The sequence below is a fragment of the Streptomyces sp. PU-14G genome (assembly GCF_041028275.1).
Lineage (GTDB): Bacteria > Actinomycetota > Actinomycetes > Streptomycetales > Streptomycetaceae > Streptomyces.
Genome location: NZ_JASKYT010000113.1, coordinates 1 through 22677 on the forward strand (window position 1 = coordinate 1; position 22677 = coordinate 22677).

General features: G+C 73.6%; 18 protein-coding genes. 9 read left to right on the top strand and 9 right to left on the bottom strand.

The features are described from left to right. From AB8Z75_RS15585 to AB8Z75_RS15595, 3 genes are all read left to right on the top strand, one after another. On the top strand, positions 1-927 hold a 927-nt coding region (locus tag AB8Z75_RS15585; RefSeq protein WP_369202293.1), incomplete at its 5' end, for an ATP-binding cassette domain-containing protein. 137 nt (positions 928-1064) lie between these two features. After that, positions 1065-1904 (top strand): ECF transporter S component, encoded by an 840-nt coding sequence (locus AB8Z75_RS15590; protein WP_369202327.1) that lies wholly within the window; start codon positions 1065-1067, stop codon positions 1902-1904. A 624-nt stretch (positions 1905-2528) separates the two neighbouring features. Further along, positions 2529-3179 (top strand): TetR/AcrR family transcriptional regulator, encoded by a 651-nt coding sequence (locus tag AB8Z75_RS15595; protein ID WP_369202295.1) that lies wholly within the window; start codon positions 2529-2531, stop codon positions 3177-3179. A 64-nt stretch (positions 3180-3243) separates the two neighbouring features. On the opposite strand, the gene AB8Z75_RS15600 is transcribed toward AB8Z75_RS15595, so the two are convergent. Next, positions 3244-4413 carry a steroid 3-ketoacyl-CoA thiolase gene (locus AB8Z75_RS15600; RefSeq protein WP_369202297.1) on the bottom strand — a complete coding sequence of 390 codons (1170 nt, stop codon included), beginning with the start codon at positions 4411-4413 and terminating at the stop codon, positions 3244-3246. A gap of 342 nt (positions 4414-4755) precedes the next feature. Here AB8Z75_RS15600 and AB8Z75_RS15605 point away from each other — a divergent pair, with 342 nt between their 5' ends. Further along, positions 4756-6003 carry a cytochrome P450 gene (locus AB8Z75_RS15605; RefSeq protein WP_369202299.1) on the top strand — a complete coding sequence of 416 codons (1248 nt, stop codon included), beginning with the start codon at positions 4756-4758 and terminating at the stop codon, positions 6001-6003. Between the two features lie 129 nt (positions 6004-6132). On the opposite strand, the gene AB8Z75_RS15610 is transcribed toward AB8Z75_RS15605, so the two are convergent. Next, positions 6133-6993, bottom strand: a complete 861-nt coding sequence (locus AB8Z75_RS15610) for an AraC family ligand binding domain-containing protein (protein ID WP_369202301.1) — start codon at positions 6991-6993, stop codon at positions 6133-6135. Between the two features lie 113 nt (positions 6994-7106). Here AB8Z75_RS15610 and AB8Z75_RS15615 point away from each other — a divergent pair, with 113 nt between their 5' ends. Next, positions 7107-7517: a DUF2000 family protein gene (locus AB8Z75_RS15615; RefSeq protein WP_369202303.1), complete on the top strand. Its 411-nt coding sequence runs from the start codon at positions 7107-7109 to the stop codon at positions 7515-7517. Positions 7518-7539: 22 nt separating this feature from the next. Here AB8Z75_RS15615 and AB8Z75_RS15620 read toward each other — a convergent pair whose 3' ends face one another. Continuing rightward, positions 7540-10104: a phosphatase PAP2 family protein gene (locus AB8Z75_RS15620; RefSeq protein ID WP_369202305.1), complete on the bottom strand. Its 2565-nt coding sequence runs from the start codon at positions 10102-10104 to the stop codon at positions 7540-7542. Between the two features lie 290 nt (positions 10105-10394). Here AB8Z75_RS15620 and AB8Z75_RS15625 point away from each other — a divergent pair, with 290 nt between their 5' ends. Further along, positions 10395-10754, top strand: coding sequence for an antibiotic biosynthesis monooxygenase (locus tag AB8Z75_RS15625; protein ID WP_369202307.1), 360 nt, complete (start codon positions 10395-10397; stop codon positions 10752-10754). 137 nt (positions 10755-10891) lie between these two features. Here AB8Z75_RS15625 and AB8Z75_RS15630 read toward each other — a convergent pair whose 3' ends face one another. From AB8Z75_RS15630 to AB8Z75_RS15645, 4 genes are all read right to left on the bottom strand, one after another. Then, positions 10892-11563 carry an HAD-IA family hydrolase gene (locus AB8Z75_RS15630; protein ID WP_369202309.1) on the bottom strand — a complete coding sequence of 224 codons (672 nt, stop codon included), beginning with the start codon at positions 11561-11563 and terminating at the stop codon, positions 10892-10894. Between the two features lie 194 nt (positions 11564-11757). Next, entirely contained in the window at positions 11758-12897 is a 1140-nt protein-coding gene (locus AB8Z75_RS15635; protein WP_369202311.1) for a peptidoglycan-binding protein, read from the bottom strand. 313 nt (positions 12898-13210) lie between these two features. Continuing rightward, positions 13211-15211, bottom strand: coding sequence for a DHA2 family efflux MFS transporter permease subunit (locus AB8Z75_RS15640; protein ID WP_369202313.1), 2001 nt, complete (start codon positions 15209-15211; stop codon positions 13211-13213). Positions 15212-15377: 166 nt separating this feature from the next. After that, positions 15378-15959, bottom strand: coding sequence for a TMEM165/GDT1 family protein (locus AB8Z75_RS15645; protein WP_369202315.1), 582 nt, complete (start codon positions 15957-15959; stop codon positions 15378-15380). 638 nt (positions 15960-16597) lie between these two features. Between AB8Z75_RS15645 and AB8Z75_RS15650 the strand changes: the two genes are divergently transcribed. Beyond that, positions 16598-17278 (top strand): HNH endonuclease family protein, encoded by a 681-nt coding sequence (locus AB8Z75_RS15650; protein WP_369202317.1) that lies wholly within the window; start codon positions 16598-16600, stop codon positions 17276-17278. Between the two features lie 201 nt (positions 17279-17479). Further along, a complete protein-coding gene (locus tag AB8Z75_RS15655; protein ID WP_369202319.1) occupies positions 17480-19207 on the top strand; it encodes an alkaline phosphatase D family protein in 1728 nt (575 codons plus the stop codon). Positions 19208-19267: 60 nt separating this feature from the next. Here the strand turns inward: AB8Z75_RS15655 and AB8Z75_RS15660 are convergent, their stop codons facing one another. Continuing rightward, positions 19268-20344, bottom strand: coding sequence for a superoxide dismutase family protein (locus tag AB8Z75_RS15660; RefSeq protein WP_369202321.1), 1077 nt, complete (start codon positions 20342-20344; stop codon positions 19268-19270). Positions 20345-20546: 202 nt separating this feature from the next. Between AB8Z75_RS15660 and AB8Z75_RS15665 the strand changes: the two genes are divergently transcribed. Then, positions 20547-21539, top strand: a complete 993-nt coding sequence (locus AB8Z75_RS15665) for a DedA family protein (RefSeq protein ID WP_369202323.1) — start codon at positions 20547-20549, stop codon at positions 21537-21539. Here the strand turns inward: AB8Z75_RS15665 and AB8Z75_RS15670 are convergent. Next, positions 21502-22602, bottom strand: a complete 1101-nt coding sequence (locus AB8Z75_RS15670) for a chitinase (protein WP_369202325.1) — start codon at positions 22600-22602, stop codon at positions 21502-21504. The two genes, AB8Z75_RS15665 and AB8Z75_RS15670, sit on opposite strands and share 38 nt — an antisense overlap. Positions 22603-22677: the final 75 nt, after the last annotated feature.

Sequence of the window (22677 nt, forward strand, 5' to 3'; positions counted from 1 at the left end):
GCCCGGGGCGGTACCGGTGGCCGAGCCGGGGGCGGTACCGGCGGCGGGGCCGAGGGCGGTACCGGCGGCCGAGCCGAGGGCGGTATCCGCGGCCGAGCCGAGGGCGGTACCCGCGGAGGGGCCGAGGGCTGGCGCAGGAACTCACCGGCCTCCGCCGTCCCGCCGGTCGACTCCGCCTCACCGCTCGCCGAGATCTCGCGGCTCGGGCTCGTCCGCGGACGGGTGACGGCCCTGCACGAGGTCGATCTCCGCATACGGGCCGGAGAGACCGTCGCGCTGATGGGGCGCAACGGCGCCGGGAAGTCCACTCTCCTCAACACCCTGGTCGGCATGCACCGCCCCACCTCGGGCCGGGTCACCGTGGAGGGCAGAGTGCCGCACCGGACACGCCCCGCGGAGCTGCTGCGCCATACCGGTCTCGTGCCGCAGGAGCCACGCGATCTCCTCTACGCCGACACCGTCGCCCGGGAGTGCCGGTCGGCCGACGCGGACGCCGGCGCAGCGCCCGGCACCTGCCGCGCCCTCGTGTCCCGCCTGCTGCCCGGCATCCCCGACACCGCACACCCTCGCGACCTGTCGGAGGGCCAGCGGTTGGCCCTCGCACTGTCGATCATCCTCACGGCCAGGCCGCCGCTGTTGCTGCTGGACGAGCCCACTCGCGGACTCGACTATGCCGCGAAGGCCCGGCTGGTGACGCTGCTGCGCGAGTTGGCGGAGCAAGGCCACGCGCTGATTCTGGCCACCCACGACGTCGAGCTGGTGGCCGAGATCGCCCACCGGGTCGTCATCCTCGCCCAAGGCGAGCCCGTGGCCGACGGGCCCACCCACGAGGTCGTCACCTCCTCTCCCGCCTACGCCCCGCAAGTCTCCAAGATCCTGGCTCCGCAGCCGTGGTTGACGGTCGCCCAGGTGAGGGAGGCGCTGTGAGACGACGCTCAGACCCGGCAACGGAACCGGGGCCCTCCGGCCCGCCTGCGGCACCGGCACGCCCGGCCTCGGCGCCGGTCGCGGCCGACGTCCCGCCCCCGGCGCAGCCGCCCGCCTCCGCGCCGAGAGTCAGGGCGATCCGGCTCGGACCGAGGTCGATCGCCGCGCTCGCCCTCACCAGCGCCACCGGTGTGGCCGCCTTCGCCTGGCCGCTGCTGGCCGGGCGGGGCTCCGGATTGGCGCACTCACAGGACGCGCCGTGGCTGTTCGCCGCACTGCTCCCCCTTCTGCTCGCGGTCGCCGTAGCGACCGTGTCCGAGACCGGACTCGACGCCAAAGCCGTGGCCATGCTGGGAGTGCTGGCCGCGGCCGGTGCCGCGCTGCGGCCGCTGGGCGCGGGCACCGCTGGTCTTGAGCCGATGTTCTTTCTGATGGTGTTGTCGGGCCGGGTCCTCGGGCCCGGTTTCGGTTTCGTGCTCGGCGCCGTCTCGATGTTCGCCGGGGCGCTGCTTACCGGCGGGGTGGGGCCGTGGATGCCGTTTCAGATGTTGTCCATGGGCTGGGTGTCCATGGGGGCCGGGCTGCTGCCGGGCCCGGCCACGCTGCGAGGGCGCCGGGAGCTGCTGCTTCTCGCCGCCTACGGGGCGGTTTCCGCGCTGCTCTACGGCTTGGTCATGAATTTGCAGGGCTGGCCGTACATCGCCGGGCTCGGTTCCGGTCTCTCCTTCGTGCCGGGCGATCCGGTGCACGAGAACCTGGCCAGGTACGGGGCCTACGTGGTGGCCACCTCGTTGGGTTGGGACGTTCCACGGGCTCTCCTCACCGTCACGTTGACCGCCACGTTGGGCGGCACGGTGCTGCGCGCACTGCGCCGGGCCACTCGGCGTGCCGCCTTCGACGCGTCCGCCGCGTTCGCGTCGCTACCGGAGAGGGACGAAGCCGGCGACGACGGGGGACGGCCGCACCTCCGGGCATAAGGCGACCCGGGCGGGTGTGGGCTCCGGCCGCCTCACGTACTTACCGCGTTCCTGCCCGACCCCGACGGGCAGGAACGCGGGGCTTCAGGTGGGAGCCCGCCGGCAGGGGCAGGCCCTTCGACTCGTGCGACCGGTTGCCGTGCGGCCTCTTCGCTGGCGGTCTTCTTTCCCCAGGCGGCGTCGCCCCGGGGCGGCGCGGACGGCGTGCCGTCCCGACGGAACGGTGGCGGCAGCCCGCGACGGCCTACGCCTCAGCCGCGCTCGGCAATCGATCCGCAGGAGGCGCCGACCCGTCTGTCGCGGAGGTGCCTGGCACGGAGGCGTCTCGCATCGGCGGATGACGCACCGACGGGTAGCGCATCGGCGGGTCTCGCGGCGACAGGTCTCACATCGGCGCGGCCGGCATCGGCACGTCTCGCCCCCCGCCGGCCGACGACGGCCGGGGCTGCGTTCAGCCCGGCCCTCGCCAGCTCACCTAAGCGTGTCCATCGCGACATCATGCGCTCGGCCATGCTTCGGTCCCCCGTTCGCTCCCCGTTACGGAAGCGAGAACGCTGGTTCTCGCTTCCGGTAAGACCGTATCGTAGAGAACGGCGGTTCTCAAGACCTGGGGAGAGCGGAAGCATGAACGGCGACGACACCACCGAGACCCGCATCCTCAGCGCTGCGGACGCCCTCTTCTACGAGTACGGCGTGCAGTCCGTGGGGATGGACAGGATCCGCGACGCTTCCGGCGTCTCGCTCAAGAAGATCTACCAGTGCTTCCCCTCGAAGGGTGCGCTCGTGGAGGCCTATCTCCGGCGCCGCGACCGGTGGGCCCGCACCGCACTGGAGGAGCGCGTGGCCGACCACACCGACCCGGAGTCGCAGGTCCTGGCCGTCTTCGACTGGCTCTACGACTGGGTGGACGGGCCCGACTTCCACGGTTGCGCGTTCATCAAGGCCTTCGGCGAACTGGGGGCGGGCTCGGAGGGGGTCGTCGAGGCGGTGCGCGACCACAAGTCGGCCGTCCGCACCTTCCTGCGCGGTCTGGCGTTCGAGACGGGCGCGCGCGACCCCGACTGGCTGGCCTCCCAGTTGTCCGTGCTGCTCGACGGGGCGATGAGCAACGCGTCCATCAGCGACTCCCCCACCCCGGCGCGGCACGCGCGCTCCGCGGCGAAGACGCTGCTGCACGAGGCCGCCACCGCGGCGGAAGCGCCGAAGGAACCGACCGCGGGGAAGGAACCGACCGCGGGGCGTCGGGAGCAGGCGAGCGCGGCCTCCGGCGGCTGACCGGCCGCGCGACGAGCCACGCCCGCACGCACCGGCCCGCGCCCGCGTCTGCCGGTGCGCGCGCTCACAGCCGTTGAAGGATCGTCGCCGTGGACAGTGCGCCGCCCGCGCACATGGTGATGAGGGCGAACTCCTTGTCGCTCCGCTCCAGTTCGTGCAGGGCAGTGGTGATCAGCCGCGCTCCCGTGGCGCCGACGGGGTGCCCGAGTGCGATGGCTCCGCCGTTGACGTTGACCTTGGTCAGGTCCTGGTCGAAGACCTGGGCCCAGGACAGGACGACGGAGGCGAAGGCCTCGTTGATCTCGACCAGGTCGATGTCCTTGAGGGACATGCCCGCCTTGCCCAGGACGGCGCGGGTGGCGTCGACGGGCCCGTCGAGGTGGAAGTGGGGGTCGGCGCCGACCAGGGCCTGGGCGACGATGCGGGCCCGCGGCCGGAGTTTCAACGCCCGCGCCATGCGCTTGGAGGCCCACATGACGGCGGCGGCGCCGTCGGAGATCTGCGAGGAGGTGCCGGCGGTGTGCACGGCGGTGGGCAGGACGGGCTTGAGCCCGGCGAGCGCCTCCAGGGAGGTGTCGCGCAGCCCTTCGTCCCGCTCGACGGAGCGCCACATGCCCTCGCCCGCCGCCTGTTCCTCTTCGGTGGTGGGCACCTGCACGGCGAACGTCTCGCGTTTGTAGCGCTCCTCCGCCCACGCGGCGGCGGCGCGCTGCTGGGAGAGGAGGCCGAGGGAGTCGACGCGTTCGCGGGTCAGGCCGCGGTGGCGGGCGATGCGCTCGGCGGCCTCGAACTGGTTGGGCAGGTCGACGTGCCACTCCTCGGGCCAGGGTTTGCCGGGGCCGTGCTTGGAGCCGCTGCCCAGCGGCACGCGCGTCATGGCCTCGACGCCGCAGCCGATGCCGATGTCGATGACGCTGGCGGCCACCATGTTGGCGACCATGTGGTTGGCCTGCTGGGAGGAGCCGCACTGGCAGTCGACGGTGGTGGCGGCGGTCTCGTAGGGAAGCCCCGCGGCGAGCCAGGCGTTGCGCGCTGGATTCATGGACTGTTCGCCCGCGTGGGTGACGGTGCCGCCGACGACCTGTTCGACGCAGTCGGCGTGGATGCCTGTGCGGCCCAGGAGTTCGCGGTAGGTCTCGCCCAGCAGGTAGGCGGGGTGCAGGGTGGCGAGGGCGCCGGAGCGCTTGCCGATGGGGGTGCGTACCGCTTCGACGATGACGGGTTCGGCGGCCATGAGTCGTCCTCTCCAGCCCGGCTGGCTCCCCACCAGCACGACGAACACAACTAGTACGCGTTCTAGTTCTTCGGACAGTGTGGGGAGGCCGCTCCCCGCCGCGCAAGGGGCGTGCACGAGTCCGACGCGCGCCCCGTGCGCAAGTTCCGCCGCCGTGACCCTTGCCACTTGTAGAACCCGTTACTACCTTCAGGGCGATTCTGATGGCCCGTCAGCACCACGAGGTGGCGCCCCCGGCGCCTCTCGCCTCGACGGCTCCTCCGGTACCCGTGGTGCCGGGGCCGCTCCGGGTGCCGCTGGTGCCGTCCAGGCCCGAACCTCCGAGAGGGAGTGGAGCCGCCGATGTCCTCCTGCCCCGCGCTGCCCGACGGGTTCGACTTCACCGATCCGGACGTCTACCAAGAGCGCGTACCGCTGCCCGAGTTCGCCCTGCTGCGCGAGACCGCCCCGGTGTGGTGGAACCCCCAGCCGCACAACGTGGCCGGATTCGCGGACGACGGCTACTGGGTGGTGACGCGGCACGCGGACGTCAAAGAGGTCTCCACCCGCCCGGAGCTGTTCTCCTCCAACCTCAACACCGCCGTCATCCGCTTCGCCGACCACATGACGCGCGACCAGATCGACATCCAGAAGCTCATCATGCTCAACATGGACCCGCCCGAGCACACGCGGGTGCGCCAGATCGTGCAGCGGGGCTTCACTCCCCGTGCCATCCGCGCCCTGGAGGACGCCCTGCGCGAGCGCGCGAGGCGCATCGTGAGCGGTGCGAAGGACGCGGGAAGCGGCGACTTCGTCACGGACATCGCCGTCGAGCTGCCCCTCCAGGCCATCGCGGAACTCATCGGCGTCCCGCAGGAGGACCGCTCCCGCATCTTCGACTGGTCCAACAAGATGGTCGCCTACGACGACCCCGAGTACGCCATCACGCAGGAGGTGGGCACCCAGTCGGCGGCCGAGCTCGTCTCGTACGCGATGACGATGGCGCAGGCCCGCAAGGAGTGCCCCGCCCACTACGCGAACGACATCGTCAGCAAACTCGTGGCGGCCGAGGGCGAGGGCAACCTGAACGCGGACGAGTTCGGCTTCTTCGTGATCCTGCTGGCGGTGGCGGGGAACGAGACGACACGCAACGCGATCAGCCACGGCATGCACGCCTTCCTCACCCATCCCGAGCAGTGGGAACTGTTCACCCGCGAGCGGCCCGCCACGGCGGCCGAGGAGATCGTGCGCTGGGCCACGCCGGTGGTCTCCTTCCAGCGCACCGCCACGCAGGACACCGAGCTGGGCGGACAGAAGATCACAGCGGGGCAGCGCGTCGGCCTCTTCTACTCCTCCGCCAACAACGACCCGGAGGTCTTCGCCGATCCGCACGTCTTCGACATCACCCGCGACCCCAACCCGCACCTCGGGTTCGGTGGCGGAGGACCGCACTTCTGCCTGGGCAAGAGCCTCGCCGTACTGGAGATCAACCTGATCTTCAACGCCATAGCCGACCTGGTACCCGGCATCTCCCTGGCGGGACCCGCACCCCGCAGGCTCCGCTCGGCCTGGATCAACGGCATCAAGGAACTGCGGGTCCACTACGGATGACGGGCCCCAGCGGGGCCCCGCACGTTTCGCGGGCCCCGCACGTTTCGCGGGCGACGCACGGACGAAGGGCAGCGCGCGGGCGAGCGGCGTACACCGCTGCGGGTGGCTCGGCGGGCGGGCGGCGCGGCCTCACACGGCGCGCGTGTACGCGCCCGGCGTGATGCCGTAACAGCGGACGAACCAGCGGTGCAGATGGGCCTGGTCGGCGAAGCCGCAGCCCGCCGCCGCCTCGGCCGCCGTGGCACCGTCCGCCAGCATCCGCCGGGCGGCGCGCAGCCGCAGTTGCCGCTGGTAGTCGCTGGGCGGCAGGCCCGTCTCGGCGCGGAACGCGCGGTAGAGGGCGAAACGGCTGCACCCGGCCGCCCGCGCCAGCCGCTCGGCCGGGACCTCCCCCGCCCAGTCCTCCTCCAGCAGCCGACGGGCGCGGCGCACGGCAGCGGTTCCGGCGCGCGCGCCGCCGACGCGCACGGGGCTGCGCGCGCCCCGGCGCACCATGGCGAGAACGGCGTCCGTCAGCCGCTCGCTCCTCGCCAGCGCGCCCGCCGCGGCGCCGGCTGCGAGGGCGGCGTTCAGGCGCAGCAGCGCGCGCCGGAGCACCGGGTCCTCGCGCACCGGCTGCGGGAAGAGCGGCATGGGGGCGTCACGGCCCGCCGCGTCAGTGAGGACGGAGCGGACGAGGTCGGGGCCCAGGTGGACGATGCGGTAGGTGAAGCCCTGCTCGACGGCCGACTCGCCGTCGTGCGGATCGTCCGGGTTGAAGGCCATCACCATGCCCGCGCCGCTGGTGTGACGTCCGCCCCGGCAGTGGAAGCGCTGCGCGCCCGTCTCGGTCACGGCGAAGGAGTAGGCGTCGTGGCTGTGCCGGTGGAAGACGTGTCCGGTGAAGTGCGCGCGCATGGCCTCCACCGGCTGGTCGGGCGCCCGCCAGTAGCGGACCCAGTCGCCCACCGCGGTGCCGGCTCCAGCGTCCCGGCGCGCGCACTCACCCATGCTCGTCAGTCTGCCAGGACCCCGTGCCGTCCGGCGCGGTCGTCCACGGGGTGGGCATCCTCGTGCGCACGAGCGTTCAATACGGCCGCCCGCGGCGTCCGCAGCCTGGGCTCATGCGTTTCGATACGAAGATCGCCGTCGTCGTCCGCGCCGACCTCGCGGACTGGCAGAAGCTCAACGTGACCGCGTTCTTGGCCAGCGGGATCGCGCACGCCTCGGACGAGGTGATGGGCGAGCCCTACGAGGACGGCTCCGGCAACCTCTACCTGGCACTGGCCCGCGAGCCGGTGCTGTGCTTCGCCGCGGACGCGGACGGGCTCGCGGCGACGCACCGGCGCGCCCTGTCGCGCGGCCTGGCCACCGCCGTCTACACGGACGAGATGTTCGCCACGGGCAACGACGCGGACAACCGCGCCGCCGTCCGGGCGGTCGAGGCCGACAAGCTCACCCTCGCGGGGCTGGGGCTCTACGGTCCGCGGAACTCGGTGGACCGGGCGGTGAAGGGTCTGAAGCTGCACGGGTGACGCGGCGGGCTCGGCGGCCGCATCACGCGCCCCGCGGTGCGTCGGCCGCCGCCCCGCCCGCCGGCGGGCCTCCGTCGGCAAGCCCGTCCGCCGGCGGCCGTCCTCCGACCGCCTCGCCCACCGGCGGGCCTCCGTCGGCAGTCCCGTCCACCGGCGAGCCCTCGATGGCCGCACCGCCCACCGGCGAGGTCCCGACGGCTGCCTCGCCCACCGGCGACGACCCGACGGCTGCACCGCCCACCGGCGAGGACCCGACGGCCGCACCGCCCACCGGCGAGGACCCGGCGGTTGCCCCATCCGCCGGCGGTCGGCCGACGGCTGTCCCGCCGGGCGGCGAACCGGCAGGGGCGTTCCCGGCCGACGGACCGGCAGCGTCCCTTCGGCGCGACGGACCGGCAGCGGCACGTGCGCGCGTCGGACCACCAGCGGTACGTCCGCCCGAAGGACCCTCAACGGAACCGCTGCCCGGCGGCCGTGGCCGCGGCAGCTCCCCGCTGTCCGTGCCGCCCGGCACCACTCCTGCGGCAGACGCCCTGCGTTCCCGCAGCCGGGCCAGCCACCGCGCGCCGGCGAAGCCCGCCACCACCGCCAGGGCACCGCCCACCGCGTCCAGCAGATAGTGGTTGGCGGTGGCCATCACCACGAACGCGGTCATCAGCGGGTAGAGGGCTCCCAGCGCCCGCAGCCAGACGTTCCGCGTCATCATGAAGACGACCACGGCGCACCACAGCGACCAGCCCACGTGCAGCGAGGGCATCGCGGCGTACTGGTTGGACAGCGAAGTGAGCGCGCCGAAGTCGGGGTTGGACAGGTCCTGCGGCCCGTGTGCCGTATCGACGTAGCCGAGCCCCGGCATCAGCCGCGGCGGCGCGAGCGGGTAGAGCCAGAAGCCGACAAGACCCAGCAGGGTGGCGCAGCCCAGCGCCGTGCGGGCGCCCCGGTAGCGGGGCACCCGGCGGGCGTAGAGCCAGGCCAGCAGAGCGATCGGCACCAGGAAGTGGAACGTCGTGTAGTAGAAGTCGCAGGCGTCGCGCAGCCACTGCGTGCGCGCCGCGAGCTTGTTGAGTCCGTGCTCGACGTCCAGGTGCAGGAAGGACTCCGCGTCGAGGATCTGGTGCCCGTGTCCCTCCGCGAGGGAGCGGGAGTCGGGCGCGTGGCCGCGGACCCACGAGTACGCCCAGTACCAGACGCGGATCAGCAGCAGCTCCAGCATCAGGTTGGGCCGGCTGAGGGCGCCCATGGGCTCGGGCGCGTCCCACACGGGCGCGTCGCGGCGCAGGAAGGGGACGGCGCAGGACGCGAGCAGCGCCGCGAAGAGCACCGCGTTCTCGCCGAACACCCCGAACACGGCGACCTTCGGCACCAGCGCGCTGCCGTCCAACGTCATCACCATGGCGACGAACACCGGCCACACCAGCCGGTCCCCCGAGCGTCGGCCCACCCGGCCGACCACGGCCAGCAGCACCCACAGCTGCTGGTGCTGCCAGGCGACCGGGGAGGCCACCACGGCGGCGCTGCCGACGATCGCCGCGGCCAGCAGCGGCTGCCCGTCCCGCGCGTAGCGGACCGCGCGGCGCAGCGCCAGCCAGCCCACCACGGCCGACAGCAGGGCCAGCAGCACGATCTCGGCGGGGCCGTGCAGTCCCGCGCGCAACAGGGCGCCGTGCAGCGACTGGTTGGCGGTCGCGTCGGCGGGCTCGCCCAGTCCCGCGCCCGCGACGTGGTGGATCCAGTACGCCGTGGAGTCGCCGGGCATCACGACCCAGGTGGCGAGCGTGCACAGCAGGAAGGTGCCCGCGCCGGTGACCGCGGCCTGACGGCGGCCGGTGAACCACAGCAGCGGCAGGAACAGCACGGTGGCCGGCTGCAGCGCGCACGCCACACCGATCAGGGCGCCCCCCGTCTTCGCGCCCAGGAGGGCGCGGCCCGCCCCGGCGCCCGGCAGCGCGGCGGTCCGCTCGCCGGGGGCCTTGCCCGCCCGGTGGGGCGCTTCCGGCTCCCCGCGCGCGCCGCCCAGCAGCCAGCCGGCCAGCACCAACAGCACGGGCAGCACGCTGGTCTGGCCCAGGTGGAAGGTGTTGCGGACGGGTATGGAGAGCGCCAGCAGGCTCAGCGCGGCCGGTACGGCGCACAGCGCGGTGCGCCGCGCCACGGGCCCCGGCAGCGCCCGTGCCGCCAGTACGCCGACGGCGGCGACCAGCAGCATCGTGCCGAACGTCCAGGCCACGCCGAGTGTCTGCTCGGCGGGGCGGGTGAGCGGCTTGAGCACCAGTCCGGCGAAGGGTGTACCGGTGAAGGGCTGGTCACCGTCGTAGAGCGAACCGTGCAGGCGCAGCACGCCGTTGTCGCCGATCCAGGCGAACAGGTCGACCAGCCGCTCCTCCTGCGGCAGCCGCAGCACGGCGGTGGCCTGCCGCACCGCCAGGCCGAGCGTGAGGACCCACAGAGCCGCCAGGAGCAGACCCGGACGCGAGCCGGCGCGGCTCCACGGCCGCGCTCCGCCCTGTCCAGGGCCGTTCCCGCCCGTGGACCACTTCCCGCCGCGGTCGGGGCCGTTGGGCCCCTCCGCCACCGATTCCGCCGCCACGCCCCGCCGTCTCCGTCCTGTCCGCCGGTCAGCTCACCGCCGGCCCCCCGCGCCGTACCACCGTGCCCGGGCCGCACCGCACAGGCGCGCGGCGCGACCCCCTCACGTCAGACGCGAGAAACCTACTCGCTACCTGACAGCCGCACCCGGCCGGTTGACCAGAACGGGACAAGCCTTTCACCGGGCGACCGGAAGCGGGCGCGGGGCGCCGGAGCGCCGGGACGCCGGAGCGCCGGGACGCCTGGACGCCGGGCCGTCGGGGCCGTCGGCGGGTGAGGCAGGATGGGGACATGAGCATCGTCAAGATCAACGCGCTGACCGTGCCGGCTGAGCAGCGGGAGGTGCTGGAGCAGCGCTTCGCCGCCCGCAAGGGCTTCGTGGAGAGCGCCGACGGCTTCGAGTGGTTCGAACTGCTGCGCCCCCTGGAGGGCTCGGAGCGCTACCTCGTCTACACCCGCTGGCGGGACGAGGAGGCCTTCCAGGCGTGGATGAACGGCCCCATGAAGGAAGCGCACCAGCGCGCGAAGGGCGATGACAGCGAGGAGAGCGGCAGCGGCGGCACCGAGAGCGCGGAGCGCCCGAAGCCCGCCGCGACCGGCTCGGAGACCTGGTCCTTCGAGGTCGTGCAGCAGGCCCCGCCGAAGAAGTGAGCCGCCCCGGACCGCGCCCACGGGCAGATTCCGTTCCGTGGGCGCACCGGGGTGACACCGCGCCGGACGCGTCGGATGAGCGCCCGGCGGACGGCCAGGTGAACGCCCGGCGGACGGCCAGGTGAACGCCCGGCGGGTCAGGCGTCGGCGGCAGGGGTGGTGGTGAGGCGGAGGCGGCCGTCCGCGAGCGGTTCGAGGCGGACGTGTTCCAGGTCGGGCACGTGGAGGGTGGGCCGGTGCTCGGCGGCGCGGGGGCCGACCCCGACGACGGGCATGCCGGCGGCCAGGCCGGCGGCGATGCCCGCGGCCGAGTCCTCGAAGACGGCGCACTCGGCGGCGGGGAAGCCGAGCTCGGCCGCGCCCTTGAGGAAGCCCTCCGGGTCGGGCTTGCTGGCGCTGACGTCCTCGGAGGTGACACGCAGCTGGGGCATCCGCAGTCCGGCGGCCGTCATGCGGGCCGCCGCGAGAGCGGGGGACGCGGAGGTGACGAGCGCGTGCGGCAGGTCTTGGAGCGCCGCGAGGAAGGCCGGGGCGCCGGGGACGGGCACGATGCCGTCGGTGTCGGCGGTCTCCTTGGCGAGGAGGGCGCGGTTCTCCGCGTAGTTGACCTCCATGGGCCTGCCCGGGAGGACGGCGGCCATCGTCGAGTGGCCCTGGCGGCCGTGCGCGACGCGCAGGACCTCGTCGGGGTCGAGGCCCTTCTCAGTGGCCCACCCTCGCCAGATCCGGGCGACCACGGCGTCGGAGTTGACGAGCGTGCCGTCCATGTCGAGCAGCAGCCCGCGAACGGTGATCGAGGGGGTCGTCATGCGGGAGGCTCCCTGGGACGCGGGCGGTCTCGGACGGCTCGCAGAGCCGTCCGGCGCGCACGGGCCGTGACGGCGAACGAGGACAGATGGCCCGCCCGCCGGGTCAGGGACGCCCCTTCCGGATGCGAGGGGGCACGGGCGGGACCATTTGTTCCTCCATCATACAAACCGCGTGCCGCTCCTCGCCAGCCCGCTCACCCCGACGTACGGGACTCCAGGTGGCGACGGGTGGCCGGGCCGTAGTCGCCGGGCGGGTCGTCCCAGAGGCGGTAGTGCGCCTGGTAGCGGAAGACGCCCTCCTGCACACCGGAGGAGTAGACACCGTCCTCCTCCGCGCCCCTGTCGTAGTACCCGGCCTGCTTCAGCCGCCTCTGCAACTCGGCGACCTCGGACCCCGAGTCGCCGGGGCGCAGGGTTGCACCCGCGGACCCGTCCGGCCGGGCCTGATGCGGGCGACCGTGGCGGTGCCCGCCCTCGGCGGACCCGTCCGCACGCCCCTCCCTCCCGCCTTCCTCGCGAGAAGGAGAGGGGGAGGGCGGCGCGGTGTGCTCGTCACCGTCACGGTCGGCGCGGGGCGTGCCCGGTGTGCCGGTACGGGACGGAGGGGGGCTCGGCCGCTCGCTGAGGCGAGGGGCCTGCGACCTGGAGGGCGAGGCAGTCGGCAGCGCGTGGGTGGGCGCGTCGGTGGGAAGGCGGCGCATCGCGCGGCCGTCCTCCGCGCTCCGGCCGTCGTCGGTGAGGATCTGGGTCGTCAGCAGGCCTGCCCCCAAAACGGCCGCCACACCGATCCCGGCGAAGACCGCCGTGCTGGGCCTGCGGCGCTCCGCGCCGGCCACCCGACGCCGCGCGGTGGAGCCGGCGGAACCGGCGGAACCGACGGAACTAGCGGAACTGGCGGGCGCCATGACCCCGCGCCGCCCCGCTCTTCGCCGCGGCACCGGCAGTCCGCCGACTCGCTTGCGGCCGTGCGGCCGTCCGTCGCCGGTCGCGGTGACGGCGGGCAGTTCGGCGGTCTCTTCCGTGCCCTGCGCGGCGAAGGGCGACAGGTCGGGCAGCGGCGCGGCACCCTCGTCGTCCGCTCCCGGCCTGGTCACCCGGGGCGGCTCGGCCTCGGGTGCGCCGGGTGCGGGCCCGCCGGTCGTCGAGGCGGCCGGTCCGTCCGACCCGGCCTCGCGCAGCCGCACGTAGGGACGTATGTGCAGCGGGTCCGCCGGCTCGCGCGCCGGCCGCCCCTCTGTGCGCTCAGGTTCGCCCTCCCCCGCGCCGGGTCTGTGCCCGTGCGCGCACGACAGCGCGCTCCCCCCGCACTCGGGGCAGCGTTCGTCCCCCCTCATCCCGATCCCTCCCCTGGTACGGCCGCGCCGTCCGGCCCCGGTAGGGCCGTCCTGTCCGGCTCACGGCAGCCGCCGTGCCCGAATCGCCTGCAACTGTCCAGTCGTGGACCCTACGCGGTCCGGGTCGGTCAGGGTCAACCACCCGTGAAAAGTCGATACGTCAACAGACAGGCACAGAACGGGACAGACGGGGGGGGAGAGGTGCTCCCGGACCGGCTCAGCGCCGACGCGGTGCCGGGGTCGCGGGGCACGGTCGCGGGCCCGCGACCGTGCCCGTTCCCCGCTGTGGCCCCGGGCGGTCGTGGCCCCAGGCCTAGGCCGCCCGGGGAGGTTCCGAGCGGCCCGTCTCGGCGTTCAGTTCCCTGACCAGTTCGGTCAGGTCCGAGGGGCGGTCAGGGGTCCACCAGTCGCCCAGCAGATCGGACAGGAGCTGCTGGCGGGCGTCCGTGAGCTCCCGCGCGGCCTGCTCGCCGCGCGGGGTGGCCACCAGCTCCAGACCCGCCCGGGTCGCCAGACCGCGCTCCTCCAGCTCCCTGGCGCCGTCCACGACCACCCGGCGCGGGACCACCCCGGCGTCCTCCAGCAGCGCCGGCTCGACGGGCCCGTCGTTGTGGACCCGCAACAGCATCCAGGTGGCGGCGGGCGCCAGTTCGATCCCGGCCGTCGCGGCGACGCGCACATACAGGTCGCGGCGCCCCTCGATGGTGCAGAGCCGGGAGAGGGCGCGGGTGACCTCGTCGGCGGAGCTGCGCTCCACGGGGGAGGCGCCCAGCGTCTCGCTCTCGTCCGGCACCTGCACGCTGCGGCGGAGCTTCTGCTCGCGCAACAGCCAGGTCAGCAGGAAGGCGAGGGCGGCGAGCGGCGAGGCGTAGAGGAAGACGTCCGTGATGGAGGACGAGTAGGCGTCCAGCACCCCGCGCCTCGCCTCGGGAGGGAGCCGTCCGATGGACTGCGGATCGTGCTTGAGGCTCTCCGGCGTCACGTCCGGGGGGAGGCGGCTGCCGCGCAGCGCGTCGGCCAGTTTGCCGCCGAGCCGGGAGGCGAAGATCGCACCGAAGACGGCCACACCGACCGAGGCGCCGACCGAGCGGAAGAACGTGACGCCCGAGGTGGCCACGCCCAGATCGGCGTAGCGCACGGCGTTCTGCGCGACCAGCACCAGGACCTGGAGCACCAGCCCGAGCCCGAGCCCGAAGACGGCGAAGTAGGCGCCCATCTCCCACTGCGAACTGTCGGGCGTCATCCGGTGCAGCAGCACCATGCCGACCGTGGTGATCGCCGTACCCAGCACGGGGAAGACCTTCCAGTGCCCGGTGTGGGTGATCAGCTGACCGGACAGGGTGGAGGAGACGAGCACCCCCAGCACCATCGGCAGCATGTGGACGCCCGACATCGTCGGCGTGATGCCGTGCACGACCTGGAGGAAGGTGGGCAGGTAGGTCATGCAGCCGAACATCGCGAAGCCGATGACGAAGCTGATGGCCGCGCAGAGCGTGAAGTTCCGTACGGCGAAGATGCTCGGCGGCAGCACGGGCTCGGCCGCCCTCCGCTCGACGACCACGAAGCAGGCCAGCAGGACGGCGGCCAGCACGGCCAGGCCGTAGACCTGTACGGAGTTCCACGACCACGACGTGCCGCCCAGCGAGGTGACCAGCACGACGCAGGTGGCGACGGCCGCGATGAGGAACGTTCCCAGGTAGTCGATGGTGTGCGGGCGGCGGCTGACCGGGAGGTGCAGCGCGAGGGCGATCACCACCAGCGCGATCGCACCGATGGGCAGGTTGATGTAGAAGACCCAGCGCCAGTTGAGGTGTTCGGTGAAGAACCCGCCCAGCAGCGGCCCCAGCACGCTGGTCGTTCCGAACACGGCGCCGAATAGGCCCTGGTAGCGACCGCGCTCGCGGGGCGGCACCAGGTCGCCGACGATCGCCATCGAAAGAGTGATCAGCCCGCCGCCGCCGATGCCCTGCACGGCGCGGTATCCGATGAGCTGCGGCATGTTCTGGGCGATGCCGCACAGCGCCGAGCCCACCAGGAAGATGACGATCGCCGTCTGGAAGAGCCGCTTGCGCCCGTACTGGTCGCCGAGCTTGCCCCACAGCGGGGTGACCGCCGTGACGGCCAGCAGGTAGGCGGTGACCACCCAGGACAGGTGTTCCATGCCGCCCAGGTCGCTGACGATGGTGGGCAGTGCGGTGGCGACGATGGTCTGGTCGAGCGCGGCCAGCAGCAGGCCCAGCAGGAGCGCACCGATCGGCAGCAGCACCCCGCGCGTGCCGGTGTCTGCCGGTGCCGCCGCTTCTTCCCCGCTCATGCGTCCACGGTGCCTCGCCGTGCGCGCCGGGGCGCGGCGACCGCGTCCGTCCGGGGGAGCGCGGCGGGCGGCGCCCCGCGGAGCGCCGCCCTTCGGCATCACCCCATCGGCTGGCGGCCGGTGCCGGCCCATTCCGACCGGGGCCCGGGGTGGGCCCGGGAGGGGCTCAGGCGATCGCCTCGTACAGGCTGAAGGCCGCCAGAGCCAGCATGAGCAGGGCGGCGACCCGGGTGATCAGCCGCAGCGGGACGTACTTCATCAGGGTGCGGCCACCGAGGATGCCCAGCGCGGCCACCGCCCACAGGGCGAGGACGGCTCCGAGGCCCACCGAGAGCGGGTCGTCGTAGCGGGCGGCGAGGTTCGCCGTCATGATCTGCGTCAGGTCGCCGAACTCGGCGACGAGGATCAGCATGAACCCGCTGCCCGCGACCTTCCAGAAGGACTGGTCGGCGGGCTTGCGGGCTTCTTCTTCCTCCTCGTCGTCCTTCTTGAGCAGCAGCACGGCCGCACCGATCAGGAACAGCACACCCACGATGGCCTGCACGAGCCGGTGCGGGAGCAGAGTGAGCACGCTGCCCGCCGCGACGGCGATCACGACGTGGAGCAGGAAGGCGGCGGCGACCCCCGCGAAGACGTAGGACGCGCGGTAGCGGGTGCCGAGCATCAGCCCGGCCAGGGCCGTCTTGTCGGGCAGCTCGGCGAGGAAGACGACGCCGAAGACGACGGCGACGACGGTGAGGCTGAGCACGGGGACTCCTGAGTTGTCGGGCTGCCGCACCGGCGCGAGCTCACTTCGGCACGGCAGCGTCGCGGGCGACCCGTGCAACGGCGCACGGACGCGGACACTGCGGCCGAAGGTCTCGCTGGCGCGGCGCCGCCACTCGGTGGCGGGCACCCCGCTCCGGGCGCCGGGCCCGCGCGCGGCGGGCCAGTGTGTCGACGGTCCGGCGAAGAGCTACTCCCCTTCAGACGCGTACGAGGGTACGCGATGCCTCCGCCGCGGCGCGATCACCGCCCGAGGTGGGGTACGCCACGCCGCCTGCCCGCTGCGGACCGACGGGGCCAACGGGTTCGCCGGGGCTGGCGGGCCCGCCGGGGCCAGCGGGCCCGCCGGGGTCAAGGAGGTCAACGAGGCCAACAGGGCCAACGACATCGCTGAGGCCGCTGGAGCCGCTGGAGCCAACGAGGCCACCGGGGGCGGCAGATGGCCAACTCCCCACCCGTGTCCGTCGTGTGGGTGTATCGCGTGTGGCCGGGAGGGCATTCCCGGGCAGGCTCTTGATGTGACGTGCACACGACCGTCACGCTGTGAACCGCACCAACGGCACCATCCGCACCACGATCCGGCACCATCGCTCAACTTCCCCCCACACACAGGGAGTTCGCATGCCGCACGAACACCGCACGGGCCGCCGCCTCTACGCGCGTCGACGCTGGTCGGCCCTCCTCGCCGCCCTCGCGGCGGTCGTCTCCGCTCTCCTGGTCGGCCTCACGCTGGGCGCCTCCCCCGCCGCCGCCGAGCCCCCCACCCCGCCGAGCGCCGAGGAAGCCACCACGATGCTCGGGGACCTCGCCGAGGCGGACGAGGGCTCCATGGACGGCTACTCGCGCGAGAAGTTCCCCCACTGGATCGACCAGGGTGACAGCTGCAACACCCGGGAAGCCATCCTCAAGCGCGACGGCGAGGGCGTCGAGACGGGAAGCGACTGCTACCCGACCAAGGGCTCGTGGACCAGCCCGTACGACGGCGAGAAGTGGACCCAGCCCTCCGACGTGGACATCGACCACGTCGTCCCGCTCGCCGAGGCGTGGCGCTCCGGGGCCTCCGAGTGGACCCAGGACAAGCGTCAGGAACTGGCCAACAATCTGGAGATCGCCCAGCTCCTCGCCGTCACCGACAACGTGAACCAGGAGAAGAGCGACCAGGACCCCGCCGAGTGGATGCCGCCCTCCTCCGGCTACCACTGCGAGTACGCGCGGATGTGGGTCTGGGTCAAGCACACCTACGACATGACGGCCGACGCCCCGGAGAAGGCAGCCCTGAAGAAGGCGCTGGCCACCTGCTGACCGTCCTGCCCGCTCGCGGGCAGGACGGGATCCGGCCAGGAAACTGGTCGGAGTGCTCCCTCGTTCCGTACGGTGCGGGTCGAAAGCCCGCACCGTACGGCACCGCCGGTACGACGACGCCGGTACGGCGCGCGGCACGGCACCGCCGCCGACGGCGTGCCGTGGGGCGCGACGGGCACGAGGGACGCAAGGGAGAAGGGCATGACCGGCCTCCGACTGGGCCCACTGCTGCGCTACGTCGATCAGGACACCGCCACGGTCTGGCTGGAGACGGCGGGCCCCTGCGAGGCCGAGGTGCACTGCGAGGGCTCCACGGCGGGGGGCGCGGCGCGCACCTGGCAGGTCGCCGGGCACCACTACGCGCTCGTCACCGTCGTCGGCCTGGAGCCGGGCACGGAGACGCCCTACCGCGTCACGCTGGACGGCGAGGAGGTGTGGCCGCTGGCCGGCTCCGCGTACCCGCCCAGCACCATCCGCACGCTTCCCCCGCCCGAGGCCTCCCCCAGTCAGAGCGAGCCGTTCCGGATAGCGTTCGGCTCCTGCCGCTGGGCGGCCCGCCCCGCGGGCTCCCGGCACGACCCGGTGGGTCCCGACGCGCTGGACGCACTGGCGCAGCGGGCCATCGCGGGCGGCCCCCTCCCGGACGTCCTGCTCCTGCTGGGAGACCAGGTCTACGCGGACGAGACCTCCGAACATGTCCGCGCCAAGCTCGCCGAGCGGCGCGACCTGGCCGAGCCCCCGTGGGACCAGGTGGCCGACTACGAGGAGTACACCGAGCTGTACTACGAGTCCTGGCTGGACCCGGAGGTGCGCTGGCTGCTGTCCACCGTTCCCAGCTGCATGATCTTCGACGACCACGACGTGATCGACGACTGGAATACCAGCGAGGCCTGGCAGCGCGAGATGCGCGCCACCGACTGGTGGCGCGAGCGCATCCTGGGCGGGCTGACCTCCTACTGGGTCTACCAGCACCTGGGCAACCTCTCCCCGGCGGAGCTCGCGGAGAACCCGGTCTTCGCCGCCGTACGGCACGCGGAGGACGGCACGCCCGCGCTGCGCGCGTTCGCCGAGCGCGCCGACGCCGACCCGGCCGCGGCCCGCTGGAGCTACCGCCGTGACTTCGGCCGCATCCGGCTGCTGATGGTCGACACCCGCGCGGGCCGTGTGCTGCCCGAGGCCGAACGCCGGATGGTCGACGACGAGGAGATGGACTGGCTGCACGAGCAGGTCCTCGACGGCGGCCCAGGGGCCGTCGACCACCTGGTGCTCGGCACCTCGCTGCCCTGGCTCCTCCCTCCCGCCGTGCACGGTCTGGAGACCTGGAACACCGCGCTGTGCTCCGGCGCACGGGGCGCGCGCTGGCTCGGGTTCAGCGAGAAGCTGCGGCAACGCGCCGACCTGGAGCACTGGGCGGCCTTCCCCCGGTCGTTCCAGGCGCTGACGGAGCTTATCCAGCGCGTGGCCGCCGACCAGGAAGCACCCGCCTCGGTCAGCGTCCTGTCGGGCGACGTGCACCACGCCTACGTCACCGAGCCCCAGTTCGACGACCTCAAGGTGTCGGGGGGCGGCCGGCCCGCCCGGGTGACGCAGCTGACCTGCTCACCCATACACAACAGCATCCCCGCCGTCATGCGCTCCGGTTTCCGTTTCGGCTGGAGCCGGATCGGCCGCCGGCTGGGGCGCGCGCTGATCCGGCACGCGGGCGTCGAGGAGCTTCCCTTCCGCTGGCGCCGCACGGGCGGCCCCTGGTTCGGCAACATGCTGATGACGCTCACGATGCACGGCAGGGAGGCCACCTACGCGCTCGACCGGGCGAGCGCCGCGACCTCGGCGCCGGACGGGACGCCCCGCTCCGGCCTGGAGCGGGTCTTCAGCGGCCGGCTCAGCGGAACCGAACCGGCCGCCGGGAGCGGCGGGCGAGGCGACTGACGCGGACAGCCGCCGTTTCGAGGTGGGGCGGGGGCGCGGAAGGTGTCCGGACGCCGCGCGTCAGCGCCCGTTGAGAGGCACCGTGAAGCAGGCGAGCCGGGCGCCCGCCTCCCCCGCGTGGCCGGCTTCGGTGCGCGTGCCCGTCTCGTGCAGCACCACCGACCTGGCCTCCCCTTTGCGGAACGTCCAGTCGTGGCGCGAGACGGCCTTCCCCTCGCCCTCCGCGTCGGTGGTGAAGTCCAGCCACACCTCGTTGCGCGGGTTGGCGTAGCGCGGGTCGGTGGAGGGCCGCACCGGGTCCTTCTCGTTCTGGTAGTGGGGACCCGCCTCGTCCGGCTTGGCGCCGCACGGCTCGGTGTGGACGTGCGCCCCGTAGGTGCGGTTCTTCGGCAGGCCGCCGACCTCCAACCGCACGGTGGTCGCCCCGTCGGTGACCGTACGGACGACACCGATGCTCGCGCCGGCAGGCACCTTGGCGCGGTCGTAGGTGACCGCGTCGGGGCGCACGAAAGCGTTGGCCGGGGAGAACTGGTCGTAACGCGCCAGAACCGACCGGTTGCGGATGTCGGCGGTGCCGGCGACGGTGTCCGTGCCGCCGCCGAGCCGGAAGACGCGGTAGGCGCCCTCACCGTCGGTGACCCTCAGCTCCCGGGTCAGACGGCCCTGACCCTCGTCCCCCTTCTTGCCCTTCCGCGGTCCTTCCAGCCGGATGAGGCCGCCCTCGCGGTCCACCAGATCGATCAGGTCGATCACCTCGGCCGCATCCGTTCGGCCCGTCCGGTCGCCGCGGCCCTGGCCGGGGCCTTCGTCGCGGCCCACGTCCCGGCCCGTACCGCGGTCTTCGCTGCTGACGATCTCCACCGTGCCGGAGCCGACGCGCAGGCTGAGGTCCCGCAGGCCGACCCCCTCACCCCGCTGGAGCGCCCGCGCGATCCGCATCCCCTCGTTGTCCCCGAGGTTCTCCAAACGCACACCGTCCCCGAGCCCCGGCAGGTCCCGCAGGCTCTCGAGACCCTTGGCGCTCCTCAGGTCGGGTACCTCGCTCGCCGAACTCGGCTCGCTCCCCGCGAACAACGCCGTCACCATGGTGACGGCGGCCACTCCCCCCACCCCCGCCGTGCGCATACGTGCCCTCATCGTGCCGGCCTCCACTGATTCACGTTGTCCTATGGTCTGATGCAGTGCATCTGTAACCAGCCGCGGTGCGAGAGCGTCGCCACGGCCACCCAGCGGCCCTGAGCGGGGGACCCGGGCGTACGCTGTACGGCGGTAACGCGCCAGCCGACGACAGCCGGGCAGGGGAGAAACGGGGACAACAGTGCCGGACATCCTGGGGTCGGTGACCGGATCCCCATGGATCTACGCGGTCATCGCCGCCTCCGTGCTGCTCGACGTCTTCGTACCCGTCCTGCCCAGCGGCGTGCTCGTCATCACCGCGGCCACGACAGCCGCGGGCACCACAGCGGCCGACGCCGCCGACCTGCCCAGCGCCGCCGCACGCCAGGCCGCCCAGAGCGGCCACCTGACGGAAGTGCTGTCGCTGGTGCTGTGCGCGGCGGGCGCCTCCGTCCTCGGTGACCTGGCCGCCTGGCGACTCGCCTGGCGAGGCGGCGACCGCTTCGACCGCGCCCTCGCCCGCTCCCCCAAACTCGCCTCCGCCCAGGAACGGCTCGGCCGCGCGCTGTCCAAGGGCGGCGGCACCCTGGTCGTCCTCGCCCGCTTCGCGCCCGCGGGACGCTCGGTCGTCAGCCTCTCCGCCGGCGCCGCGCACCGCAGGGCCCGCGACTTCGTGCCGTGGTCGGCGCTGGCCGGTGTGGCCTGGGCCGCCTACAGCGTGGGCCTCGGCTACCTGGGCGGCCAGTGGCTCGGCACCAGTTGGCTCGGCACCGCCGTCTCGGTGCTCGCGCTGTTCCTCGCCGGAGGCTTCGCCGCCTACCTGATACGGCGCGAACCGGACACCGCACAGCCCGCAGGACCGGAACCCGCCGACCAGGAGACCCTGACGGCGGCGGGCGCGACGCTCCCCGGCCCCGCGACGTTCCCCGTGCTGCCGCTCTTCCTGCCCACCATGCGCATGGTCGGCGTCCCCGAGGCCGCGACGGGGTTCCCCGACGCCGCGGCGGGGTTTCCCGGCGACGCGGCCGGGTTCCCCGACGCCGCAGCCGAGTTCTCCGCCGTCGCAACCGAGTTCTCCGCCGTCGCGAGCGAAACCGTCTCGAACGAAGCCGGGAGGGCGGCAACCGATGTGGCGGCGAGCGAGGCGGTGGCGAGCAAGGCAGTGGGGGACGAGACCGTCACGAACGCCGCCCCGGTGACGTCAGCGCCCGCGTGAACTCCCACGGCCGCTGCGGCACGCCCGAACAGCGGTCCTCGGCCGGGTAGGACAGCGTCCCGCACGGCCGGTCGCGGTTGGCGGACCAGAAGGCCAGCCGGGCCAGCCCGCGCCTGCGGGCGTACCGGGCAATGGTGCGGAAGTCCGCCACCGAGACGACCTCCTGATGGCCCGTGATCCCGTTCATGGTGGAGATGCCGCTGTGCGCATAGGCGTCCGCGGCGTCGTAGCCGTACGCCGACCGCAGCCGCGCGACCAGCCCCTCGGTCGCGCTCACGGTGGCACGGGCCATGTCCAGCCGGCCGGCCTGCTGCGCGGCGGCCTCGTCCCGGGGCGGCTCTCCGAACGCGAACGGCATGATCGTCCACGCGTCCGGCTCCAGCCCGGCGCGGGCCGCCGCGTCGATCAGCCGCGCGTCGGGTCCTGTGCGGGCGCTGGGCAGCGTCACGTACAGCGAGAGCCCCGGTACGGCGGCCTTGACCCGCTTCAACGCCTCGACGGTCTTGCGGCGCGCCGCGGCGCTCGCGTAGGCACGCGTCTCGATGTCGACGTCGATCGCGCGGAGCCCGTAGGCGCGGATCACCTTGCGGTAGGCGCCGGCGAGCGCGGCGGCGTCGGGACAGTCCTGCTCCAGCGTGCGGCCAGCGCCGCCACCGAACGACACGATGGGCTCACCGCCCGCCGCGCGCACGGCCCGCACCGCGCGCTCGTCGGCTCCTCCGGTGAGCGGCCGCACCCCGTCCCAACGCGGTGCGCAGCCCGAGGCACTCAGCACGAAAGCGAACGTGAACCCGTCCACGCCGGTGGGCCGCAGCAGGGGGCCGGGGGCAGGCGGGTCGCCCCAGCCCAGGGAGAGGTACGGCGCCACTTCGGGGCCGGACGCGTCTGCCGGGGGCGCGGGCGCTCCCGCCGCGGGCGCGTCTCCCGGGGGCGCGGGCGCGGCTTCCTGGGCTGGCAGGGTCACCCCCACCGCGGCGAGCCCCAGCAAGGGCACCCCCACGGCACGCACAGCGCGTCCCACACGCCGGCGCGCGTACCGGCGGGACGATCCGATGACGGTCATACCGTCCATCCCTGTCCCCCCGGCACACCTCACCCGACCAGGGACCGGCCGTTCATACCATCTGATGACCGCAAC

Bases quoted from the DNA above. Each gene is read 5' to 3' on its own strand.
- AB8Z75_RS15595 (WP_369202295.1), top strand. From the start codon at position 2,529: ATGAACGGCGACGACACCACCGAGACCCGCATCCTCAGCGCTGCGGAC.
- AB8Z75_RS15600 (WP_369202297.1), bottom strand. From the start codon at position 4,413: ATGGCCGCCGAACCCGTCATCGTCGAAGCGGTACGCACCCCCATCGGC.
- AB8Z75_RS15605 (WP_369202299.1), top strand. From the start codon at position 4,756: ATGTCCTCCTGCCCCGCGCTGCCCGACGGGTTCGACTTCACCGATCCG.
- AB8Z75_RS15610 (WP_369202301.1), bottom strand. From the start codon at position 6,993: ATGGGTGAGTGCGCGCGCCGGGACGCTGGAGCCGGCACCGCGGTGGGC.
- AB8Z75_RS15615 (WP_369202303.1), top strand. From the start codon at position 7,107: ATGCGTTTCGATACGAAGATCGCCGTCGTCGTCCGCGCCGACCTCGCG.
- AB8Z75_RS15625 (WP_369202307.1), top strand. From the start codon at position 10,395: ATGAGCATCGTCAAGATCAACGCGCTGACCGTGCCGGCTGAGCAGCGG.
- AB8Z75_RS15630 (WP_369202309.1), bottom strand. From the start codon at position 11,563: ATGACGACCCCCTCGATCACCGTTCGCGGGCTGCTGCTCGACATGGAC.
- AB8Z75_RS15635 (WP_369202311.1), bottom strand. From the start codon at position 12,897: ATGAGGGGGGACGAACGCTGCCCCGAGTGCGGGGGGAGCGCGCTGTCG.
- AB8Z75_RS15640 (WP_369202313.1), bottom strand. From the start codon at position 15,211: ATGAGCGGGGAAGAAGCGGCGGCACCGGCAGACACCGGCACGCGCGGG.
- AB8Z75_RS15650 (WP_369202317.1), top strand. From the start codon at position 16,598: ATGCCGCACGAACACCGCACGGGCCGCCGCCTCTACGCGCGTCGACGC.
- AB8Z75_RS15655 (WP_369202319.1), top strand. From the start codon at position 17,480: ATGACCGGCCTCCGACTGGGCCCACTGCTGCGCTACGTCGATCAGGAC.
- AB8Z75_RS15660 (WP_369202321.1), bottom strand. From the start codon at position 20,344: ATGAGGGCACGTATGCGCACGGCGGGGGTGGGGGGAGTGGCCGCCGTC.
- AB8Z75_RS15670 (WP_369202325.1), bottom strand. From the start codon at position 22,602: ATGACCGTCATCGGATCGTCCCGCCGGTACGCGCGCCGGCGTGTGGGA.